Here is a 22,864-nt window from a genome sequence, read left to right as displayed (position 1 = left end):
CTTGTAATAACTTTCGAGAAACTGCGCATGAAACTTGTCAGACTGTGTCACTTGTGTTAAAATTCGCGTAGACAACAAATCACAGGCGGAAGCCAGGAGGTTATGGATGAGTAAGGTAAGAAGAGTTTATGTCGAAAAAAAAGCGGACTTTGCAGTAGCAGCAAAAGGGCTTGCGCACGAGATCAGGAGTTATCTCGGCGTGGAAGGGCTTGAGAATGTCCGGGTACTGATCCGGTATGATGTAGAAAATATCTCAGATACGGTGTTTGCAGATGCATGCCGTACTGTATTTTCTGAACCTCCGGTGGATGTTCTTTATGAAGAAGAGTTTCCGATGGCAGAGAATGAAAAGGCATTTGCAGTGGAATTTCTGCCTGGACAGTTTGATCAGAGGGCAGATTCTGCTGTACAGTGTGTAAGATTTTTAAAAGAGGATGAGGAGCCGATTATTCGTTCTGCAACCTCTTACGTAGTGGCAGGAAATATTTCAGAAGAGGAGTTTGAGGCCATTAAGACCCACTGCATCAATCCCGTTGACTCAAGAGAAGCAGGGTTTGTAAAGCCGGAGACTCTGGTGACAGAATTTGAAGAGCCGGCAGATGTCATTACTTTTGACGGATTCAGATTGATGGAGGAGGCAGAGCTTTTGAAACTCTATACTTCTTTGAATCTGGCCATGACCTTCAAAGATTTCCAGCATATTCAGAATTATTTCAATAAAGAAGAAAAGCGTGATCCGTCAATGACAGAAATCCGTGTCCTTGACACCTACTGGTCAGATCATTGCCGTCATACGACATTCTCGACGGAGCTGAAAGATGTAACATTTGAGGATGGGTATTATAAGAAACCGATTGAGGGTACGTACAGGCAGTATCTTGCTGATCGTGAGGAGATTTTCAAAGGGCGAGAGGATAAATTTGTCTGCCTGATGGATCTGGCGCTGATGGCAATGCGCAAACTGAAAAAGGAAGGCAAATTGCAGGACCAGGAAGAATCGGATGAGATCAATGCTTGCAGTATCGTAGTTCCGGTGGAAGTTGACGGCAAAACAGAGGAGTGGCTTGTTAATTTCAAAAATGAGACGCACAATCATCCGACGGAAATTGAGCCGTTTGGCGGCGCCGCTACCTGTCTGGGAGGCGCAATCCGTGATCCGCTTTCTGGCCGTACGTACGTATATCAGGCGATGCGCGTGACTGGTGCGGCTGATCCGACGGTGTCTGTGAAAGATACGCTCAAAGGAAAGCTGCCGCAGAAAAAACTGGTGCGTGAGGCTGCGCATGGATACAGTTCTTACGGAAATCAGATCGGCTTGGCGACCGGCTATGTAAAAGAGATTTATCATCCGGATTATGTGGCGAAGCGTATGGAGATCGGAGCTGTTATGGGAGCGGCTCCGCGAAGCGCCGTAATCCGTGAAAATTCAGACCCGGGCGATATCATTATTTTGCTTGGAGGAAGAACTGGACGTGACGGAATCGGCGGCGCAACCGGGTCCTCGAAGGTGCACACAGAGGCCTCCATCGAAGTTTGCGGTGCGGAAGTTCAGAAAGGAAATGCTCCGACGGAGCGGAAAATTCAGAGATTGTTCCGCCGTCCGGAGGTCAGCAAACTGATCAAAAAATGTAACGACTTTGGTGCAGGCGGCGTATCAGTGGCAATCGGCGAGTTGGCGCCGGGACTTCGGATCTGTCTGGATGAGGTTCCGAAGAAATATGCGGGCCTTGATGGCACGGAGATTGCGATTTCAGAATCGCAGGAGCGGATGGCAGTTGTCGTGGACCCGAAGGACGTGAAGGAGTTCATGGGGTATGCGGCGCAGGAAAACCTTGAGGCAGTAGAGGTCGCTGTAGTGACAGAGGAGCCGCGGCTTGTTCTTACCTGGAGAGATAAGGAGATTGTCAATATTTCCCGAGCATTCCTGGATACGAACGGTGCGCATCAGGAGACCTCAGTTACAGTAGAAATGCCGTCCAGCGAGGAAAAGTATTTTGTAAGAGAAGAGGTTGCAGATGTTCGCAGCAAATGGCTGGAGACCTTAAGTGATCTGAATTGCTGTTCCCAGAAGGGCCTTGTGGAGATGTTTGACGGTTCTATTGGAGCTGGTTCTGTGTTTATGCCGTATGGCGGCCGGTATCAGCTTACGGAGACACAGGCTATGGTGGCGAAGCTTCCAGTCCTGGAGGGCAAAACAGATACGGTTACGATGATGAGCTATGGCTTTGATCCGTATCTGTCAAGCTGGAGCCCGTATCACGGAGCTGTTTATGCAGTGTTGGAATCCGTTGCAAGGATTGTGGCAAATGGCGGCGATTACAAGCGGATTCGCTTTACCTTCCAGGAGTATTTCCGCAGGATGACAGAGGACCCGAAGCGGTGGAGCCAGCCGTTTGCGGCACTGCTTGGCGCGTATTCCGCACAGCTTGGTTTTGGCTTGCCGTCCATTGGAGGCAAAGACAGTATGTCAGGTTCCTTCAATGAAATTGATGTGCCGCCGACACTTGTGTCCTTTGCAGTGGATATTGCGAGCGATAAGACAATTATTACGCCGGAACTGAAAAAGGCAGGAAGCAAACTCGTTCTGCTGCGAATCGAAAAAGATGAGTACGATTTGCCGGTATACAGTCAGATTACAGAACAGTATGAGAAATTCCATCAGGATATCAAGGCGGGAAATATTATTTCTGCGTATGCGTTGGATGGAAAAGGACTGGCAGCTGCCATTTCCAAGATGGCGTTTGGAAATGGAATGGGGCTTCGGGTGGAGCATCATGTGGACGAGCGCGACCTGTTTACGGCAGGCTTTGGAGACATTGTCGCAGAGGTACCGGACGGAGCAGTAGACAAGCTTGCGATTACGTATACGGTAATAGGTGAAGTGACAGACCAGGGTATTTTTGAATACAGGGATGTGAAAATTCCTGTGGACAAAGCGCTTTTGGCATGGAAGGGAACTTTGGAGCGCGTATTCAAAACAGAATCCGGCATTCCAACAGTAGGCGGCGGACTGGATATTGACGGAAAACCGGCAGACGGAGCTGTTTCTTATTTGTTTGCTTCTAAAGATGATAAAAACCGGGTGGAAACACAGGACGGCACATACTGTACCAATCAGATTTATGTGTGCAAAAATAAAGTGGCAAAGCCGCATGTATTTATTCCGGTATTTCCGGGTACGAACTGTGAGTATGACAGTAAGATGGCATTTGAGCGGGCCGGAGCGCAGGTGGATGTCCGTGTATTCCGCAATCTGAGCGCGCAGGACATCCGTGAGTCTGTGGAAGAATTTGAGAAGGCAATCAGCCAGGCGCAGATCATTATGTTCCCGGGCGGCTTTTCCGCGGGTGATGAGCCGGACGGTTCTGCAAAGTTTTTTGCAACAGCATTCCAGAATGCGAAGCTAAAAGAAGCGGTTATGGCGCTTTTAAATGAAAGAGACGGTCTGGCGCTCGGTATCTGCAACGGTTTCCAGGCCCTGATCAAGCTTGGTCTGGTACCGCACGGGGAAATTACAGGGCAGACACCAGATTCACCGACTTTGACGTTCAATACGATCGGACGCCATATTTCCAAAATGGTATATACGAAAGTAGTGAGCAACAAATCTCCATGGCTGGCCGGTGCACAGCTTGGCAGCGTATACACGAATGCAGCTTCTCATGGCGAGGGCCGTTTCGTGGCGAACAAAGAATGGCTGCAAAAATTGTTTGCAAATGGTCAGGTTGCAACGCAGTACTGTGATCCGGACGGCAATATTTGTGCTGGCGAGGAAGAATGGAATATCAACGGATCTTATTTTGCAATTGAGGGCATTACAAGCCCGGACGGACGTGTATTTGGAAAAATGGCACATTCGGAGCGGCGCGGAGAGTCCGTGGCAATTAACATCTACGGAGAACAGGACCTGAAAATTTTTGAGTCAGGAGTAGCATACTTTAAATAATGAAAAAGAAGATAAAGGCAGAGAATGCCGACCAGTTGCTGGAAATCATAAGAGCGGTTCAAAACGGCGAAGAGCCGGAAGAAGCGCTGCAAAGACGGGAAGCGGAGAGTACGCCAGAGGCGGACTCTCCGAAACCGCATTCCGGGCAAAAGGACAGAAAGCCGCGTACACGCAGAGAGCCGAAGGCAGATGCTGAAAAAACGAGAGCAAAAAAGAGAGCAGGGCTGGATTCAGAAGAAGAGATAGAAGAGCCTTTGGAGACACGTAAGAAAAGATTGGACGAAAGTGCAGAACAGGTTGCGGAGAAAGACGCAGATGGTCAAAAAGGCCATGTTCGAAAGGAAAATACGGATAAGCGGACGGGGCGGAAGCTAGAGACAGTGCAGAAGGTTTTGGGTGAAGGTGCACACAGGATGTCTGAACTTTTGTCAGGTCTGCGAAAGAAGAAAGAAGAGAAACCCAAACAGGAACAGAAAAAACGGAAACTGAAAACAGGAGTCAAAAAAACAGCTAGTCCAGAACATATGTCCTCTGAGTCATTTGAGACAGACGACAGCGTTTCAGAAAAGCAGAAAAAAACTTCGGATGAGCAGGTGCTTGACCGTTTGCTTGGCAGAGGCCGGTCGGACATATCTTCCGGGGAAAGAGATAGAGCGGGACTTGAGGAAGATTTGGAGAAAAAGCCCGAGATAAAGGCAACACGAGAACAGTCAGGAGGCAGAGTTTCCTCGTTTATGAAAGACCTGGAACAAAGGGGAATCAGCCGAAGAGAGTTGTTTATGCTTGGGACCGGACTGATCTTTGTTGTGCTCATGGTACTGCTTGTGATAAATGGAATCCGTTCTTTTCTGGAAGAGAAACGAAAATCGGAGCATGTTACTGCGGAATCCGGATTGGTGGTCACTGTAGAAAGTGAGCCGCAGACGTGGAGCAATTCTTACCCGATCGTGCTTTCGGTTCGGGCAAAAGGGACATCTGTATCCAGCGTTTTGATCGGGGGCGAAGAATACATACCGGATGAGAAGGGACAGATTACTGTGGAGACATCCGATTATCTGCTGGAAGCGGAGGTTACGACAGAGAAAGGGGTTCTGACGGCACAAATCGAGGTGCCAATGTTGGATGCACAGGCGCCCTCTGTGAATGTGACTAGAGAAGATGCATTGATCAAAGTGATGGCTGCAGATGCAAGATCAGGTGTTTCCGGGGTCTTTTATGCTTCGGTAAAGGACAATGATTACTTTCGAATTCCTATTTATCATAAATACAGTGAACCTGTCCAGTTTGAACCACATACGACCTATTATTTTTATGCGCAAGATGAGGCTGGAAACAGGAGTACCATTTTGGAGACTACAACAGAGGCAGCCCATGAGTTAACGTTGCAGACAAATAGGTTGTCATGCTTCCCAGGAGAAACACGTTATTTGCCGTATCAGGAGAGTCCGGCAGGCGCTTTGCTGAATAATTTAAGGTTTGAAAGTGCAAACCCGGAAGTAGCAGTGGTGGATGGTGCAGGTGCTGTAACCGCAGTAGGGGAAGGAACGACGGTTATTACAGTCAGTGCAGACGGAGTAGCATCAGCTTCCTGCACGGTAGAGGTCAGTAATGAGCGGACCGTCACAATCAGCGCGATTGGAGATTGTACGCTTGGCACAGATGAAAATTTTAATACAACAACAAGCTTTAATGCGTTTGATACGGTAAACGGGCATGCATACTTTTTCAGAAATGTAAAGGAAGTTCTGGACAATGATGATGTGACATTTGCCAATATGGAGGGAACGCTTACCACAGAGACGACAAGGGAGGCAAAACAGTATGCATTCAAAGGCGACCCTTCTTATACAGAGATTTTGAAGAGTGGTTCTGTGGAAGTTGTCACGCTGGCAAATAATCACAGCAGTGATTATGGAGCAAAAAGTCTTTCTGATACAAAGCGTTATCTGACGGAAGCTGGTATTGATTATTGTATTGGGGATGAGATTGTTTTGCGTGAGATCAATGGTATTCAGACTGCATTTATTGGCATTTATGTTTTGAATGATGGAATGGCCAGAGAAAATCAGGTGAGGGAAACAATTGCATCCGCAAAAGAGGGCGGCGCCCAGCTTGTAATTATAGCCTTTCATTGGGGTAGTGAGAAAGCGACTGAGCCGGATGATACGCAGCAGGCACTGGCGCATCTGGCCATTGATTGTGGTGCGGACCTGGTGGTAGGGCATCATCCGCATGTGCTCCAGGGAATTGAGTATTATAACGGCAAATACATTGTCTACAGCCTGGGGAATTTCTGTTTTGGCGGCAACAGTTCGCCGTCAGATACAGACACCATGATTTTCCGTCAGACATTCAGGGTAGGCCAGGATCAAGTTATAGCAGATCAAAATGTGGAGATTATTCCGTGTAAGATCAGTTCTGTGGATGGATATAATAATTATCAGCCTACCGTGGTCGATGGCACAGAGGCTGACCGAATTATTGGGCGTGTGAATAAGTACAGTGAGGCATATGGACAGCATTTTCAGGCATCTGACGGTTTAAACGGAGCTTAGTTGTAGAGCAGATGAAATAAAATTTCAGGGAAAAAGTTGTGGAAGAGCGGAATGTAACAGATTTGTTGCATTCCGTTTTTTTGCAATGTGGTCGTTACCGGGAACTATATTAGAATGTGTGACTAAGACACTCTTTGTCAATTTTTGTTGAAGGGAGGAGGCAGATATGGTAGCATTTGCGGCAGAACGAATCCGGAATTGGTCTAACAGGAAAAGGTTTACAAAGAAAAATGCAACAAAGAAAAGGAGTTAAAATGACAAAAGAAGAAATTTCTGAGAAAGTTTATTATCATGTTGTGCAGGGAAGTCGTTATATTTTTTCGGATGAGAGGAACAAGAAGAGATTTCTGGATGTTGTTGCAGAGACTCAGGGAAAAGAAGAATGGCAGATTTACGCGTTCTGTATTATGGATGAACAGGCATATTTTATTATAGAGGCCCCGTGTCAGGAGATTGTACTGGACGGGATGCACAGAGCGGAACGCTCTTATGTATATCTGTACCATCAGGCTCCCGGACGTTTTGGATGTATTCCAGTTCCGGCTTTTGGCGAAGAGATCACAGCAGAACTTGGTTCACTGGACGAAATTGCGGATAGTTGCCGTCAGATTCACAGAATCCCCCTGGAAAAAGGATACGTACACAGAATCAGTGATTACTGGTGGAGCAGCTATATGACTTATATTGGAAATTATGACTGGAAAATAGTAAATTGCCGGCACCTGCTTTCGTATTTTTCCGAAAATGAGGAAACGGCGCGCCGGAAGCTGCAGCGTTATCATACTGTGTCTTATAAGAAGTGTTTGGCCACAGGCAGGGAATACAGAAGCAAGGGAAAACCTATGTTTTTCTTAAGAAAAACAAAAGTCTATGACAAAGAAAATGAAACGTGCTAGAATGAATACACGCAACGGGGAACCTGCTTTCAGGTAACATGAAAGGAGATTTTGACTATGAAAAGAAAAGCATTATTGACGCTTGCGCTTGCAATTACAGGAATGATAGTATTGGCTGGATGTACATCTTCTGAACAGGGCAGTGTGCAGCCATCTGGTGTACAAAATACAAATCCGGGTGCGCAGTCAAGAACAGGTACACAAACTTCAGGCGGACAGATTACATCTGATCAGACATCGAATACGACCGGAGATCAGGATGTTTTTTCAGGAGAAGATGCGGGCGGTACACAGGGAACTGGGCAGTCGGAAAGCAGTACGCAGGATACTGCCGGAGCGAATGGTTCAGTGGCAAATGAAAGTGAGCCGCTTGGAGACGTGATTTCGGATGAGGATGCTGCATCAGCAGAAAATGATCCGGTCGATCCGGCCCAAGAGGAAAGTACAGAGGTAAATGACGGCTGGTCAGGTACGTATGTTGGGGAGAACGAAACGGTTACGCTGAAGAAGCTTGACGACACCCAAATTTCTTTTTCATTTGCAGAGGCGACAATCTCGGGTATTGCGAACATCAAAGAATCCCAGGCTGTGTACTATGGGGATGATCATCATGTCGTGATCTTCACGATTCACAATGATCTGTTGGATGTTGATGTCACGAGCGAGGAGGATTATGACACATCAGATTCTCCGATAATTGGTCATTATGTAAAAGAAAAGTAAAAAACTCGGAAAAGTTAGTAAATAATTGCGGTTGATAGGTAAAATAAAAAGTGCTATGATGGGAGCCGTTAAAGGGTAGTGGTTTCCATCATAGGCCGATACTGAATGGGGAGAAGCAGTATGAGAACAGAGAGCATCAGGAATTGGTTTAAAAAACATCCGTATGTGATGGCGCTCATGTACCTGGTATTTTACATGAGTGTATTCTTCTGGCTTGAGAAAAATGTAGAGCCGGAATATATTATTCACTGTAAATTGGATGAGATGATTCCATTTTGTGAAGCATTTATTATACCGTATGTATTCTGGTTTCCGTACGTCGGTGGCGCTTTTATCTGGTTTAAACGCAGAGGATGGAAGGATTATTCTAAACTCTGTACCATGATATTTTCCGGACTGACGATTTGCCTGGTCATTTATTATGTATTCCCGACGGGGCTGAACCTGCGGCTGGCATCCAGCCCACATGAAACCGGGTTCTTCTACAATATGGTCAGCATGCTGCGGGCGATTGATACACCGACCAACGTCTGTCCGTCGATTCATGTAATGAATACAGTTATGATTTTCCAAGCTGTGTGCAGTCTTGAAGAACTAAAGCACAGAAAGCTGACGATCACTGTGCATTTTGTGATTATGCTTTTAATCTGCGCTTCGACCGTGATGCTGGATCAGCATTCTGTCATTGATGTAGTCTGTGGTGTTATGATGAGCTTTGTGATTCACGGCCTTGTCTATCGGGTTGAATGGCGTGAAGAATTGGCACGAAGAAAAGCCAAGACAGAGATTCGCAGAATTTGATCAAAAACTTTTTTAGAAAATTTGTAGAATTTTTGAAAAAAGGGGTTGACTTTTAAAGAAAACTATATTACAATAGCAAAGCGAGTTGAGAAACAGCTCGCATTACATGGGGTCTTAGCTCAGCTGGGAGAGCATCTGCCTTACAAGCAGAGGGTCATAGGTTCGAGCCCTATAGGCCCCATATATATCGCTATGGCGGAATAGCTCAGTTGGCTAGAGCACACGGTTCATACCCGTGGTGTCGAGAGTTCAAATCTCCCTTCCGCTATTGAAGAAAGTATCAGAAAGCTTTTCACAAAGCTTTCTGATTTTTTATTTTACAGAAAAGAGTGTCTGCGGCTCTGTATTAAACGAAAAATGCCTGCACGAAGGCGGGCATAAAAAGTAAGCGTCAAATAAGAACGTGTAGTGAAATATTTGGCGTTCTCTTGTAAACTTAGGGTTAGAGTTTTTAGAGTCCGCTCTCGAAACTCTAAATCTAAGAAAAAGGGGCGAACCCATGGATATTTCATCTTTAACTCCTGATAAACAGGTAAAACTTCAGTACTGGCTGGACGTGATCCGGCAATGCAGAGCCTCCGGCCTGACAAACCAGGCATGGTGCGAACAGCATGATATCTCTTTAAAAAGCTATTATTACTGGATCGCAAAGATTCGGAAGCTGGCGCTTGAGGAACTGCCCCGAAAGAGTCATGGATGCAGGCCGGTAATGGAGCAGACTGCGTTGATGCCGGATGCGGCTCCGGAATTTACGGAAGTATCCCTTCGCGGCAGACAGGATTTCTGCGCCACTCCTGCAGCAGTGCTCCATACCGGTACTGTGACTGTTGAACTCTTTGAAGATACTCCCCGGGAGTTGCTGGAGGCTGTCCTGAAAGCAGTGCGGTCATGTTAGGAGACCTCTCCGGGGTGGAAAAAATTTATCTGCACACCGGGTACACGGATATGAGAAAACAGCTGGACGGCCTGGTAGATATCATAAAATACAGCTTTCAGCTTGATCCTTACAGCAATTCCTTATTCCTTTTCTGCGGGAAGCGTGCGGACCGGATCAAGGCAGTCCACTATGAAGGGGACGGCTTCTGCCTTTTCTATAAGCGCTACGAAAACGGCCGTCTAAAGTGGCCGCGCACAGGTGAAGAAGCCAGACAGATCTCCCATCAGCAGCTGCGCTGGCTGCTGGAGGGTCTGAACCCGGAACAGCCAAAAGCAGTGCGCAAATGGGCTCCTACAAAGCCCGGAAAAACCGGGAATTCCTTATAAGTGCTGGAAAATCCTGCTGTTTTATGGTATAATGAACCTATCAGAAAAAAGAAGGTTTTCAGCCCATGCCGGATACAGCACAGGAGTACAAAAAGCAGATCAAAGAACTGGAACAGCAGGTTGATTTCCTTACCCGTAAACTTTATGGGACAAAGTCAGAGAAGACGTCTGCCCTTGAAATAGAGGGACAGATGTCTCTTTTTAATGAAATGGAATCCTGTGCTGATCCGGATGCCCATGAGCCGGATTTGGTGGAGGTCGAAAAACATCTGCGTAAAAGGAAATATGCCGGCCAGCGGGAGAAGCTGATAAAAGACATTCCCCGCAGCAAAGTGCTCCACACGATCGATGAGCGTGAACAGATCTGTGAAAGGTGCGGGAGCGCCATGGTAAAAGTCGGTGAGGAGTTTGTCCGTACTGAAGTACAGTTCATTCCTGCCAGCCTAAAAGTGGTCGATCATTACCGGGAAACTTATGAATGCAGGGCATGCCGAAAAAACGGAACACCTTATATGGAGAAGTCTCCGGTGCCCTGTCCCCCGGTCATGCACTCCCTTGCATCTGCTTCCACGATTTCGTGGCTCATCCACCAGAAGTTTGAACTGGGTATCCCCTTATACCGCCAGGAAAAGGAATGGGAGGCCATGGGACTGTCATTAAGCAGGGCGACGATGTCGAACTGGCTCATGGTCGTCTATCGGGACTGGCTTTCCCATGTGGTCGGTCATCTCAGGCAGGAACTTCTAAAACAGGAGTATCTGCACATTGATGAAACCCGCGTACAAGTGCTGATGGAACCAGGGAGGAAGAACAGCCAAAGTCGAAACTCCATACCGCTTTCCATTATGCCCTGAACAACCGGCAGGAGTTCTTCAACTATCTTGAGGATGGGAACTGTTCCATCAGCAACTCTCTAGCGGAGAACTGTATCCGTCCGTTTGTGATCGGCCGTAAGAACTGGCTGTTTGCGGGAAGCCCGAAAGGTGCTGCCGCAAGTGGGGGGATCTACACCCTGGTCGAGACAGCGAAAGCCAATGGACTGGATGCAATGAAATATATCAAATATATCCTATCAGATATGCCGGGGAGTACATTTCTTGAAAATCCGGAATATCTGGATGATTATCTGCCATGGGATCCCATGGTACAGGAACGTTGTCGATAACCACTGCCCTTTTAGTATAGAGGGTTGGTGGTTATTTTTCTATCCACTATCTTATTTGACGCTTACGTTAAAAAGCCGGAAAATAAAACTAAGGAACGGATGGAATACTTTGCGTGTATGCTGATGGAGACAGGCATTAAATCAGCAATTCACCTGCTGGCCGAGGCAAAACACGAAGATTGCAATTAAACAGGTAGATATATTAAGTATATCTGTTACGACCAAAGAGTCCGCTGGTACGCTTGGTGGATATTACGCGTTGGCTGATATCAGTAAAAATGCAATCGCTCAAAGTGCAAAAATTATTATACCTTTGGGAGGGTGCCGAGCAGATAACATAGGCGGTTACGCAGCTGTTGCATCCCCATATCTTAGCACTGGCGCTGGATTGGCCTGCAAGTTATGGGCGGTCAACTCAGCATCTGCCGATACGTATTTAATGTCATTTGTGTGCTTGTCATGACAAACACGCATATGATAAAAATCGTCAGGCAGGACGAGATGATTACCTGTACTATTCCATCGAGTGTTATTTGTCCCCTAAAGTCAAAGGTAGGATAGCTATTATTTTATCTGCCCCGCCAGGTCAGCAATATAAGCATATCCGCTTGTCAATTTCATTGCTGCATCTGTTTTTAAAATAACCCTCCAACAGTTCGGCATATCAGCTATTGTTGATATCGCCGTATCTACCCAACCACCCTCCAGCGTGAAAATTCGGGCTGATGTTATAGTCAGCGTATGTTTTTTGCTGTGTTTTGGGATTATTACAGTAAATCCCATTCCGTTGATGAAAAAACCCGGAAGCCAGCTTCCAGAGAAGGCACCTGTGACAAACATATTCGTGTTTTGTTCATTAATTGCCGCAACCAAGTTGCTTTTGTTTACAGTCTTAAGATCTGACAGTTTTCCCAGTTGTGTACTTAAGGTTGTTACTTCTGTAAATACACTGTTTATGTCTTTTTTGATTCGATAAATAAAACTTTTAATTGCATTTTTTTCTATTCTCATTTAAATCTCCAATCCGCTGCCTTTTGTTTGACAGCATAAATAGTGATGAAAGTATCGATTCGTCTACATTTCATTCTATAACCAAATAAAAATTTTGTTATGAAGAAAATGGGAGGTGAGTTGTAAAGTCTGTTTTTAAAACAGCATATCAATCAGTCCTGTCGTATACACGCATATGAATTACATAAGGACTATAATTGTAAATTTAGACTCTTTGATTAATTTGTTGGCTGAACCTTACGAAAGCGTTAATCAGTCACACTACACAATCCCTAGATTAGATTGTAACAATGGAAAAAATATTATTTCCAGGATTAATGATGATACGACATCCTTACGGCCAGTTTCGTCTGCGACAGAAAGAACTGTATTGGGTTCTGGAAAAAGCCGTAGGGCAGTTAAAACGAGCCGGTCCTGAGACAGGATGAAGCAGCGTGTTGTTAATACTATAACCGAAATTTTTATGTTTGATATATATGGCATTTCGGAGTTCAGAGAAAGCACGTAAGTTTCATTGTGAATGCTCAGACTGGTTCCTCTGGAATTTTAATAGATTCCGTATGAGAAATTTCATCATACCACTGATTGATGTCATCGGCAGTAATCACATCGCAGCGGTTTGTTTCCACATATTTTATCAAATTTTCTTTTAATTTTTTTGTACCGCTCTTTCCTAAATAGTTAATTTCTTGCATATAAAAAACTTCACCTCATTTCAATTGATAAAAAAGGAATGTTACAGTAAAAAATAAGGGGCTTTAAACTGTAAACAATCCGTCGATATACTCGTCTGTGATTTCTTCAAAATTTTCTGGTGTAAGAAACATACCGGCTAAACAGTCCCAATAGCCATCCACAGTATAATATACATTTGTTCCCGCAGGATAAACGCATGAGGGCCCATCTTTGAAGGTTTCATCTGTTGTAAAAGAATCGCTGATATTGTACATATATCCGCTTTTTTTCATTTCCTGTGCTAATTCAGATAATTCAGCAAATGTAATAGTGCCCATGGGCAATAAAGCACCTTTCAGGCTTTGCGCTACACGTGAGGCCTGTTCAAAATAATATTTTGCATTGTCTAAATTGTCGTCTTCTCTGACCGCGCCGTCTGTTCCGACTGCATAGCTTTTTGCCTGCAAAGAGTAACTCTGAGCGTCATTCTCACTGTTTTTGGCAGAGGCAGCGCTTGCAGCAGCTTTTGTTGCTTCATTTACCGCTGTTTCTTTGCTTGCAGCAGCATTTTGTTCAGATTCTTTTGCAGCCGCGGAAGCTCTTGCAGAATTTTCAGCGCTGATGGCCGCGTCATTTGCCTTCTGATCAGCAGAGCGCGCATATTCACGGCATTCCCCGAGCACAGTTTCCAGGCTGATATAGTCTGGCGTATTGTCATAAATATAATTGGATGGTTTCGGGGCCTTTCTAACATTAATCCGGAATCCATAAATGCTTTTTATTTCCTCCTGATTGGTCAGGTTTACATAACCAGTGATGGTTTTGTATTGCGTGAGCAGTACATTTGGAATATTGGCAGTTAGAACCTGATCTGAAATAATTTCCGGGACAACAACATAAGCCTCCTCCATATCGTTTGTAAAAAAATGCACGCGTGCCGTTTCGTTTATTTCAATTCCAATAAATTGTACACCCACATTTTTATCCCACTGAACAAGCGTGGATAAAGAGTTTCCATTTAAATCATAAACCATAATTTCTTGCACAAAATACCTCCTTTTTAATCAACATCCCTGTTATTTTCATCGAGCTTTCCGACGGCCCTTAGTTTCCTCACTTTTTCCATCAGGGTATCCACATACCCATTGCCGTCATACTCTTTTGCATAATCATCATGCAATTCTTCGAGTGATTTGAGGCTTCGGATTGTAATGTAACCGTTTGATATAGCTTCTTCACCAGCGCGGACAATGGAGTGGCGCAGTTTTTTAAATTCAGATTTGTCCTGTTTGTCGAGCCGCTGAATAATGACAGAGAGTTGTTCTTTGATTTCATTCAGTTGAGTTTCATGATGTGTGACCATATTTTGGGTTGTTTCTTTGGCATCTCTGATTTTTTTTGTTTTTTCAAATGTTGTATATGCTTTTCCGATTCCAATTCCAGCTGCAGTAAAAATAGCGCAGATTACTGCAATCCACGCCAGTACAGTGCCAATCGGAATACGGTATAAAATCTCCCATACAGAATTTGTGTCCATCATTTTTACCTCTTCAGATATTTACTTGAAACAAAACCAGTGTAGGAACGGTAAGCGACAAGATACCATTTTGTATGATTGACCTCTGTGTAATATCCATAGCAGCGGACGGTTCCTCCACAGGGGATCACGCACTGGATTTTTTGTCTGGTGTTATCCGTTCCGGCACCGGTTCTGAGGTTAAGCGCAGTTGTAGTGGTATAGGTACCGGCAAGTGATTTGGAAAAAGAGTATGCAGGGTCAATCTTTGTGCTTACTGTATTTGAGGGATTCTCAGTTTTAGTTGCGTTTGAGTCTGCTGTGTCTGGCTTTTGAGACGGGAGATTAGAAAGAAGAGAAGTGACCAGTGTATAATCCGGTCTGCAAAATTTAGTTCCCGGCAGCTTGCTGTTGAAATAGGATTTCTGACATACACCGCCGCCATTGGCAATCACACCTGAGGCGCCGCTTGTATTTCCTTCAATGGTCCAGAATTTATCTCCGGAAACCTTTGTGACAATGCCTGTATGCACGAAGGTGCCATTTCTGTAAAAGATTACGATATCACCGGCTTTCGGGTTCGCATGTTTTGTGAACAGGGTTCCAAGCGTGGGGCAGTAGACGTATGGCCAGTGCCCGAGCATTTTTTTTGCAGTATCTTTTCCAAAGGCTTTCATAAATACCCACGAAACAAAACAAGCGCACCAGGCCTGTCCCTGATAAGCCGGATAGACGTCGCGCCAGTATTTGGTGTAATTGTTGCTTCCTGCATTTGCCGTTTTGCTGTCCAGATGATTATTGGTCGCTTTTTCCAGATACCCCAGCTCATTCGCAGCAATATTAATTACTTTGTCAATCGCCTGAGCGATGGATGACTGAGCCGAAGCTATGTTGTCTGTACTAGATGCTGGTTTGAAAAATTTATCATAATATTCCTGGCCGTATTTAGCCCGTATGCTTTGTACGGATGCTCCGGTATCCGGAGGACATTCAAATCTTTTTAAAACGATATCAGAAGCTTGCTTGACAGATGTTGCTGTTTTTAATGCTGTCAGGACAGAAGTGTAGGATGTCGATAATTCTTTCATCAGATAATCCAGAGTATTTTCTTCGTCAGCAATCGATACTCCTTTCGTTTTTGCGAGATCATAAAGCCCTGCCTTTCGCCCTGGACTTGTCCACTGCGCAAGCCCGTATCCATACTGTTTTCCCGGAAGGGGGTTCAGAAATTCAGAGCGGGAAATCTTTCCATTATCAATTGCAGCAGTATAAGATGCGTCCGAGTAAACTTTGCCGTGTTCTTTCAGCCGTTTTAAACATAAAATTTCCACACGGTTGAAAATAAGTCCTGATTCTGCACGCAAATTCCCCATTAATCCGGCAACGCCGTAAGCATTTTTGAGTTTAGAGAAGAGATAATTCCACACCCGTTCTTCCACGTTTTTTTCTTTTTCAATCAGTGTCATAAAAATCACTCCTTTGTTTATAGAAGAAGGCCTGCCGCATAAACAATATTTTTATACATTTTTCTACAGAACAGTACGCTTACGCAGCAAACCTATAAAATATAAAGTCGTCAGTTCCATTGTTTGTCAATGATGCCCCTAAGAGTCTGTAAAGAACTGTCAATTTCATGATCCATCCACTGAATGAGTTCTTTTTGATTGAGCGCTCTGGAGAGAACGGGATATTTGTCAAACAGTTCATTTATGACCTGAGAACGTTTGATACTTCCAGTTTTGTTCCATTCCCCATAATCCATCTCAGCATCAGAAACCAATGTAAGCAGCGTCTCTTTTATCTGGGCTTTTGCAATCTCAATTTTTTCCTCATCCGATTTCGTCCAGTAATCCTGTATCTTTTGAACGATACCAACAGAGAGCCCCAGAATGACCAGAATCGTCGTCCAATTAGCATTGATCAGCTGTAAAAAATTTTGAATTCCATTTAACATATTCATACGTACCTCCATTTCCCGTATTTATCAGGTTTCACTTATTTATACAAAATCAGCTCCAGGGGGAGAATACACAGAAAATACTTTATTTTCTTTGGAGCGGTATTTTGTATATCTATAAGATTCGGCCGTTTATAAAAATTAGCGCCAAGGGGAAGCGCACGAAGTGAGAAATGCGCAGTTTCCTTTCGAGCGCCGTTTTTAAATTTAGTAGACGTATCCGCTTATACAAAGTCAGCCTAAGGCGGGCAACACAAAATAAGGGGTGACTTGTTTGTTCGGAACCCCGTTTTTGTGTTGCCCGCCTTGGGCGTCCTCTGTTATTCAGACACCGTCCCCTCCCTCATTACCGCCTCATACACAATCCCCCCAACCGTATTTTCCGCTTTGGCTTTACCGTAATACCCCCAAATCACAAGCGCCAGAGCCACCGGCAGTCCTGCCAGTACATACATGGCGCGCATGTCCCCGGAATGGAGCATTGCGTACTCGCAGAAAACAATAATTTCAAGACAAAGTAGAATTGCCGCCAACAGCACTAATTTGCTTGTTGGCGGCAATTTGAAAGGTTTCCGGTATTTGTTTTTTTCTGCTTTGAGATTCTGACGTATTTCAATCTGCCGGTTTCTGATTTGAAGGTCGAGCATTTTTTCATTATACTTTTTTTCCGTCATATACCACATATCTAAGATCACCCTATTCTTTATCTGTCTCGCAGTTTTCTGTTTCGGCCAGCGCTTTTTCATACTGCGCTTTCTCCGATGCATACTGCTGGGCAAGAGCCTGCTGCACCTGGGCATACAGACTGGCCAGTATTGGTTCAATCAGGATAGGTGGTAAATTGGAATGATTGATCAGATTTGTCAGTCCGGTAACCAGTTCTTCGCGTGCCACGGTGAGCGGCTTGTTGATTGTTTTGTTTTCCATTTCCATCCTCCATTATTTGAATATTTTGTCATGAGTTGCCGAAATTATTTACTGCCTGTTCCAGAGCATCCAACCTTTCGCTGAGTTTCTGGTTCTGTGCGCGAAGGGTGGCATTTTCAGTGAGGCATTTCTGAATCATATGTGTGTTCCACATCGTGAATTCTGTGTAAATGAGGCTCCACGGGTCTGTTACGCCGCAGTAATCCTCACTTTCCGGGTCATCGGTTGTCTGCACCAGTCCGGCAAAATCCTGCGTGGTGTATCCGTGAGACAGAAAAGCGTCCCGTACCTGCTGGGCTTTTGCGCCAAAATGATAACGCCCGGATACCCCCTGATTATATTTGAAGGCACAGGTTTCGATGTCCATAAATACATCATCAAATTCATCGAGAGATTTGAAGCTGTTTTTCACACGTTCATCCGATGTGACGGCGCTGCCGGAAGTATTTTTCAGCAAAACGGTCTGGCCGCGCAGGATGGTTTTGGTTTGATAGTCAGCAGAGCCATTCCAGCCGTAGCAGCAGTTGATTCCGTTATCTACTTGGACAATATTGTGGTTTTCGCCATCTGCCCATTGGCAGAATAATTGTTTTTGAGTTGTATAGTCTGAATTGTAGCCAAATTTTTCATTTGCAAGAATAATTGCATTGGAATAAATATTTTTAGCACATCTAACAGTAGAATCAAACAATACATCATTATTAAATTCACTAAATCCTGCAACAAGCAGACCGTTTTGTATGGAAGCACCGTCATGGATTATGAGTGTATTATCCACTAGTATCTGTTCAAATCCAGATCCAATGTTTAAAATATAAAATCCAGAATAGGAATTAATAGATGATTTTAACGCAATCCGGGATTCCTCGCCATCGTTGACATACATATTCAGATCCTGTTTAATATAAGATTTCTTCATCCACACATGCCCGTCCCGGTTAACTTTAAAGTTCCCGTTCCCGGCCCAGAATACCCAGTGGTCATAGGTACTCAGATCGGAACTGCGTATGCCTGGATAAACAAGCTGTTCCTCGCCTTCAAAGCTTGTGGCGTAAGTGCCTCCGCTCATACCGCAGTAAGGCGTGGAGAGGGAGTCGGCATAAATATTGAAGTCACCGATAGTTCCGCTGCTGGCTGTTATTTTGCCGTCCACAGAAAGAAGACCATTGTTCCAGACCAGCTTTCCTCCGATATTGATTCCGTTTTTGGTGAAGTATGAGGTGGTGGCGGGCGTTCCTCCGGATACGTTGAAACCGTCGATTCCAATGTAAATGCCGGGTATCGTAGTGTTGGTTACATTTGAGATGGTTCCACTTCGGATGCAGGCAGAACCGATTTCCAGGCCGTTTTCTCCTCCGATGTGCCCGGAGGTTGCAGTGACTTTGCCGGTCAGTTCAAGATCGCCGTCTGAGTTTAGACAAAAGACGTTTCTGCTGCCTTTTGATACTGTCAGGATGGAATCTTCGTTATTCGGGTCAACTTGAAATACATTGATGCCGTTCGATACGAGAAGTCCGTTTTTGTCAAACTTCAGAGAGCCGGCCATATTATAGATTCCGAGGTTTTCACCGAGGATGAGCCGGCCGATCAGGACCTCTGCGTTGATTCCGTAGGTTTCGCACAGTTCTTTTGTCTCGGGGTTGCGGTACAGAAGGTTGCCAATTGCGGTTTGAAGCGTATTCCAGTTATCCTTTGTGATTGCAAGGGTGGAATTTATGATTTTCAGCTGTGTCGGCTCGTAGCTGTCTGTAACGTCGTTGTATTTGCGGAACAGTAAGCCGTTTTTATCAAAAACAATATCCTGGCTGCCTGCATCGTTCACAATTTTGGTCAGCGTTGCATCGAGGCCGTCGCGGGTCCAGCTCTTTACTGTGTTATATACATTCTGACCCTGAGAGGCCTGCCGCTCTACGTAATGATACGTTGAAAACATAGAGGAGGCCTGTCCGAGGATATTTCGGACATCTGATATTCCGGTTTTGATTGTGGTGACGTCGGAGAAAGCAACCTGAATCGTTTCGAGACTGTTATAGTCAATTTCATATTGCAGCAGTCTGAGCCTGTAAATTTCACCGTCAACGAGAATGCGGAGCCAGTTTCCGACCTGGAAATAGCGAATGAGGGGTTCAAATTTTTCAATCGCGAGGAGATTTTTCAGGGCTGCGGAAATGCTGTGCTGTAAGGCAGCGGATTTATAGATTTCTTTTTCGGCTGTTTCAATAAACTCTGTGGCCTTTTGTACCAATTCGGCATTGTTCAGGCCATCGGAGATATAATTGCTGTTGGAATAAACATCGTCTCTGCGATAGCTGCAAAATACCTTCCAAAGGTCAGTTCCCAGGTACTGTTCAAAGTCAAGCGCTTTCTGAATGCGGATGCGTTCCTGCAAGGCTGCATGGTACAGATTTGCAATTGTTTCGAGCTCCTGCTCGCGGAGCGCCATTTCCCCTTCAATTGCCTGCAAGCGGTTGCTGTAATTCAGAAGAAACGAATTGTACAGTTCCGGGTCCGTGAGATTTTTGGCTGCGGAATCGTCTAAGCTGAGCTCTTTGAGCACCTCAATACATCCCTGACAGCAGTCGTGAATCACTGTTAACATGCCAAGGCTGTATTGCCTCAGGGATTCCACAAAAGCCCCCTGGAAGGTTCCGCCCTGGGAAGTGATCTCTTTCTGAAACAGACCGGATATGCTGTAATCTTCGGTATCTTCTTTGTGCAGCGCTTTGTCGATATTCTGTCGGAGGAAAGCTTCGTAATCATCCGCAAGTTTGACCGCAATTCTCGCGCTGTCTGCAAAGTCCGTTTCGTCTGAAAAATTGGTTACAGCGAAGACCCCGCTCCAGGTAAGCGTTGTTTTGTCGAACGAGGATTCTTTGATTTTTACCTGGTAACGGTTGTCTGTGATGATTTTAGCTACAGAGAGCACATTGCTGTCTGCAGTAGCTTCTGAGACAGAGGACAGGTTTGATACAGCGACTGGAGAAAGGTTTTGCTGTGTAAGCAGGGCTGCCTGTTGTGCAGCGGAGGTATCGCTCATGGATGGGGCCGGCATAAAGCTGTCACTCAGGAACCATTCAAAATCAATAGTTTCATAAAGAATGCGGATGAGTGAAGGATATCCGATGACTGGGGGAGAAATTTTGCAGAGGCTGTCGCGATGCGGCTGGTATGTTTCAATGAGCGCATTATAGCTGTCAAGAATTTCCGGGTCAAAATCTATCCGGTGCTTCTTTTCATAACTCTGGTACAGGCTTTCATAATTTTTGATTCTTTGACATAGCTCTTGTGGCATATCCTCCTTTACGTAGTCAGATATGTACCACAGGTAGGGGGAACCGTTTGGGTTACAGTTCTGAATAGTAGACGTCATCAAATCATCCCCAGCTTCCAGACGGAAACAGTTCTTTACAGAATCCGAATCAGTGGAAAAGGTAATTTCGTCGGTCAGATTATCCTTTGTGATAAAAATTGTGGTGTCTTTGCCGTAACCGGAGCGGATGTCCGTACTTTGACATTTTGGACATGCATCCGTAAATTCTCCGCGGTAATGGCAGGCCTGGCATGTCTGTTCCAGATCATAGAAAGAAATCGTACGTGCAGGGCAATTCGTATCCGGATCATTTTCATTCCCGTAAACAACGAGCGCGTGAATTTCTTCCGCAATTTCATCCAGTGCATCTTTGATGGAAATGTTATCAAAGGAAAAGGTTCTCTGAAGTCCAGCCAGTTCTGAGTCAACGTGAGCAATTTTGTAATGGGGGGCCTTTTCCAGGATGCGGTGCAGGAGGGAAGTTTCCGGATGGTCTTTATTATATAGAATTGTAGCAGTGACTTTATCCTGAGGAGAGGTGTCTTCCGGTTCTCCGCCATGGTCTGAAGTGGCAGGCTTGCCGTAATCATCCCGTGCAATGTCGTCTTCTGTATTGATTTCCGTACCGAAGATTAAAATTTGAGACAATTCCGCTTCGCACAGACCTTTGGCAGTAACACTTTTGGTAACGCTAGCTCCATCCGACAGTTCAACATTTATTTCAAACCACGCATCCCACTCAGGACAGTAGATCAGCTTGAAATCGACCAGTTTATCCCATAAAAAGACGGGCGTTTCGGTGTTATCTGTTTTGGATATTTTAAAGGTGAGTTCTGCAGTGTCATTCAGATGATCAGAGACAAAAAGATCCGTTACGTTTCGCAGCTGCCCGAGACGCTTTCCATTTTTGTTTGCAAGGATAAGTGTCGGTTCTATTGGTCTGTGGTCCGGATCAAATAATATTTTTATAGTAGACATACGTTAAATCCCCACTTTCATCGAAGGATTGTATTTCAAAACAACAGAGCAGGGGAGAGAGAAGGTCAGCGTATTGGCACGTGTCTTGTACGAGTTTGTGATCTGTATAAAATGAAAGTTAAAATCATTCATAATTGTCTCCTGGTGCGAAGCAGAGGAAGATTCTATGATCAGGTCCTTCAAAGTAATGGTTTCCCCTTCCGTGCAGCCTTTGATTTCAGTCGTGCGCTGGTCCAGACTGTTGGTGATGATCAGATCTCCGCTTTGTCTGCATGTGATTTCGACCTCAGCGCAGGACGAACCGATTTCATCCGAAGTGTCATAAATGGTATACTGTCCGTCTGGGACGGAGATGTCAAAGGTTATGATCTGAGTTTCGCGTAAGGCAAAGGGGCGGTTGGTGGTGAGAAACAGATGCATCCCGATTACATTTCCGTGAAGTTCTATTTTTTCTATGTTAAAGCTGCCTTCAAAGTAAAGATCACTGTACTCATCATCGATCAGTTTGAATTTGAGAAACTGATGGCGGTTCAGCCAGCGTGTAAGCTCTCGCTGTTCCTGGAGTGTAAAATACAGATCTTCGTTATTGTTCCATGTGCATGGATTTTTGCAGATGCTGAATTCAGTTTCGATACAGTCATCATAACTGGTGCTGGCCAGCATGTGGAGTTGGCCGCGCTGTGTCTGCGTTTTGTTGAAGGTAATCTGTGAGCCTGCTGCAATATTTTCGATGTTATTTTCGTCAAACGTACAGATCATACATCCAAAATCAGACAGGTACAGACCGTCATATTCAAAATCTGTGGCTCTCATGTTATCCCTCCGTTTCGTGATTATTTGAGCATTCGTTTTAACTGGCAGCACTGAGCGTATAGTTTCTGATACGCATCCCTTGCAGCCTTTGCTTCAGAGATTCCATCTTCCCATTGCTGCCGGATAGCGGCACATTCCAGAAGGATATGCTGGGCGCGGCTGCGCTCTGCGGCAGTGTCAGTCTGAATAGACTGAACCAGATCGCGCAGGGCGGTATTTTTCTGTTTTAATTCTCTGTTTTTTTCTTTGAGCTTTTCATTTTCGAGCTTCAGTTTTTCATACTGTTTAAAAATATTCAATGTGATGATTCCTCCTGGCATGAGAACCG

18 protein-coding genes, 2 tRNA genes and 1 pseudogene are annotated in these 22,864 nt (G+C 45.0%); 10 read left to right on the top strand and 11 right to left on the bottom strand.

Going from position 1 to position 22,864, the window contains the following annotated elements; all coding sequences use genetic code 11:
- The first annotated feature begins 106 nt into the window (after window positions 1-106).
- The 10 genes and pseudogenes from AC6I2O_RS04160 (at window position 107) to AC6I2O_RS04115 (ending at window position 11,349) form a co-directional block, all read left to right on the top strand.
- A complete protein-coding gene (locus tag AC6I2O_RS04160; RefSeq protein WP_497741897.1) occupies window positions 107-3,946 on the top strand; it encodes a phosphoribosylformylglycinamidine synthase in 3,840 nt (1,279 codons plus the stop codon).
- Entirely contained in the window at window positions 3,946-6,501 is a 2,556-nt protein-coding gene (locus tag AC6I2O_RS04155) for a CapA family protein (RefSeq protein ID WP_497741895.1), read from the top strand. The genes AC6I2O_RS04160 and AC6I2O_RS04155 overlap by 1 nt, the downstream gene beginning before the upstream one ends.
- Window positions 6,502-6,755: 254 nt before the next feature.
- Window positions 6,756-7,397 (top strand): transposase, encoded by a 642-nt coding sequence (locus AC6I2O_RS04150; protein ID WP_497741894.1) that lies wholly within the window; start codon window positions 6,756-6,758, stop codon window positions 7,395-7,397.
- Window positions 7,398-7,454: 57 nt separating this feature from the next.
- Window positions 7,455-8,120: a hypothetical protein gene (locus tag AC6I2O_RS04145; protein WP_120393873.1), complete on the top strand. Its 666-nt coding sequence runs from the start codon at window positions 7,455-7,457 to the stop codon at window positions 8,118-8,120.
- Between the two features lie 120 nt (window positions 8,121-8,240).
- The gene (locus tag AC6I2O_RS04140; RefSeq protein ID WP_497741893.1) at window positions 8,241-8,921 is read left to right on the top strand and encodes a phosphatase PAP2 family protein; all 681 of its coding nucleotides are present in this window, start codon (window positions 8,241-8,243) and stop codon (window positions 8,919-8,921) included.
- Between the two features lie 108 nt (window positions 8,922-9,029).
- A tRNA-Val gene (locus AC6I2O_RS04135) sits at window positions 9,030-9,102 on the top strand.
- A gap of 13 nt (window positions 9,103-9,115) precedes the next feature.
- A tRNA-Met gene (locus AC6I2O_RS04130) sits at window positions 9,116-9,189 on the top strand.
- A 231-nt stretch (window positions 9,190-9,420) separates the two neighbouring features.
- Window positions 9,421-9,816: an IS66 family insertion sequence element accessory protein TnpA gene (gene tnpA / locus AC6I2O_RS04125; protein ID WP_497741892.1), complete on the top strand. Its 396-nt coding sequence runs from the start codon at window positions 9,421-9,423 to the stop codon at window positions 9,814-9,816.
- Between the two features lie 14 nt (window positions 9,817-9,830).
- The gene (gene tnpB, locus AC6I2O_RS04120) at window positions 9,831-10,184 is read left to right on the top strand and encodes an IS66 family insertion sequence element accessory protein TnpB (protein ID WP_497741891.1); all 354 of its coding nucleotides are present in this window, start codon (window positions 9,831-9,833) and stop codon (window positions 10,182-10,184) included.
- 65 nt (window positions 10,185-10,249) lie between these two features.
- A pseudogene (locus AC6I2O_RS04115) lies at window positions 10,250-11,349 on the top strand (IS66 family transposase).
- Window positions 11,350-11,913: 564 nt separating this feature from the next.
- Here AC6I2O_RS04115 and AC6I2O_RS04110 read toward each other — a convergent pair.
- From AC6I2O_RS04110 to AC6I2O_RS04060, 11 genes are all read right to left on the bottom strand, one after another.
- On the bottom strand, window positions 11,914-12,360 hold the full coding sequence (locus tag AC6I2O_RS04110; RefSeq protein ID WP_497741890.1) for a hypothetical protein: 447 nt from the start codon (window positions 12,358-12,360) through the stop codon (window positions 11,914-11,916).
- 524 nt (window positions 12,361-12,884) lie between these two features.
- On the bottom strand, window positions 12,885-13,055 hold the full coding sequence (locus AC6I2O_RS04105) for a hypothetical protein (RefSeq protein WP_497741889.1): 171 nt from the start codon (window positions 13,053-13,055) through the stop codon (window positions 12,885-12,887).
- 63 nt (window positions 13,056-13,118) lie between these two features.
- Window positions 13,119-14,081, bottom strand: coding sequence for a hypothetical protein (locus AC6I2O_RS04100; RefSeq protein ID WP_497741888.1), 963 nt, complete (start codon window positions 14,079-14,081; stop codon window positions 13,119-13,121).
- Between the two features lie 14 nt (window positions 14,082-14,095).
- A complete protein-coding gene (locus AC6I2O_RS04095) occupies window positions 14,096-14,575 on the bottom strand; it encodes a hypothetical protein (RefSeq protein ID WP_120392575.1) in 480 nt (159 codons plus the stop codon).
- A 2-nt stretch (window positions 14,576-14,577) separates the two neighbouring features.
- The gene (locus AC6I2O_RS04090; RefSeq protein ID WP_497741887.1) at window positions 14,578-16,017 is read right to left on the bottom strand and encodes a phage tail tip lysozyme; all 1,440 of its coding nucleotides are present in this window, start codon (window positions 16,015-16,017) and stop codon (window positions 14,578-14,580) included.
- Between the two features lie 110 nt (window positions 16,018-16,127).
- A complete protein-coding gene (locus AC6I2O_RS04085; RefSeq protein ID WP_120392577.1) occupies window positions 16,128-16,511 on the bottom strand; it encodes a hypothetical protein in 384 nt (127 codons plus the stop codon).
- Between the two features lie 317 nt (window positions 16,512-16,828).
- Window positions 16,829-17,191 carry a hypothetical protein gene (locus tag AC6I2O_RS04080; protein WP_497741886.1) on the bottom strand — a complete coding sequence of 121 codons (363 nt, stop codon included), beginning with the start codon at window positions 17,189-17,191 and terminating at the stop codon, window positions 16,829-16,831.
- Between the two features lie 13 nt (window positions 17,192-17,204).
- The gene (locus tag AC6I2O_RS04075) at window positions 17,205-17,435 is read right to left on the bottom strand and encodes a hypothetical protein (protein WP_497741885.1); all 231 of its coding nucleotides are present in this window, start codon (window positions 17,433-17,435) and stop codon (window positions 17,205-17,207) included.
- 28 nt (window positions 17,436-17,463) lie between these two features.
- Window positions 17,464-21,723 (bottom strand): tail fiber domain-containing protein, encoded by a 4,260-nt coding sequence (locus AC6I2O_RS04070; RefSeq protein ID WP_497741884.1) that lies wholly within the window; start codon window positions 21,721-21,723, stop codon window positions 17,464-17,466.
- A 3-nt stretch (window positions 21,724-21,726) separates the two neighbouring features.
- Window positions 21,727-22,536, bottom strand: coding sequence for a phage tail domain-containing protein (locus tag AC6I2O_RS04065; protein ID WP_497741883.1), 810 nt, complete (start codon window positions 22,534-22,536; stop codon window positions 21,727-21,729).
- Window positions 22,537-22,556: 20 nt separating this feature from the next.
- Window positions 22,557-22,835, bottom strand: a complete 279-nt coding sequence (locus tag AC6I2O_RS04060) for a hypothetical protein (RefSeq protein WP_497741882.1) — start codon at window positions 22,833-22,835, stop codon at window positions 22,557-22,559.
- Window positions 22,836-22,864 lie beyond the last annotated feature (29 nt).

The organism is Blautia sp. St.27G3 (genome assembly GCF_059728505.1).
The sequence above is the reverse complement of the archived record's forward strand: the minus strand, read 5'-3'. Positions and strand labels throughout refer to the sequence as shown.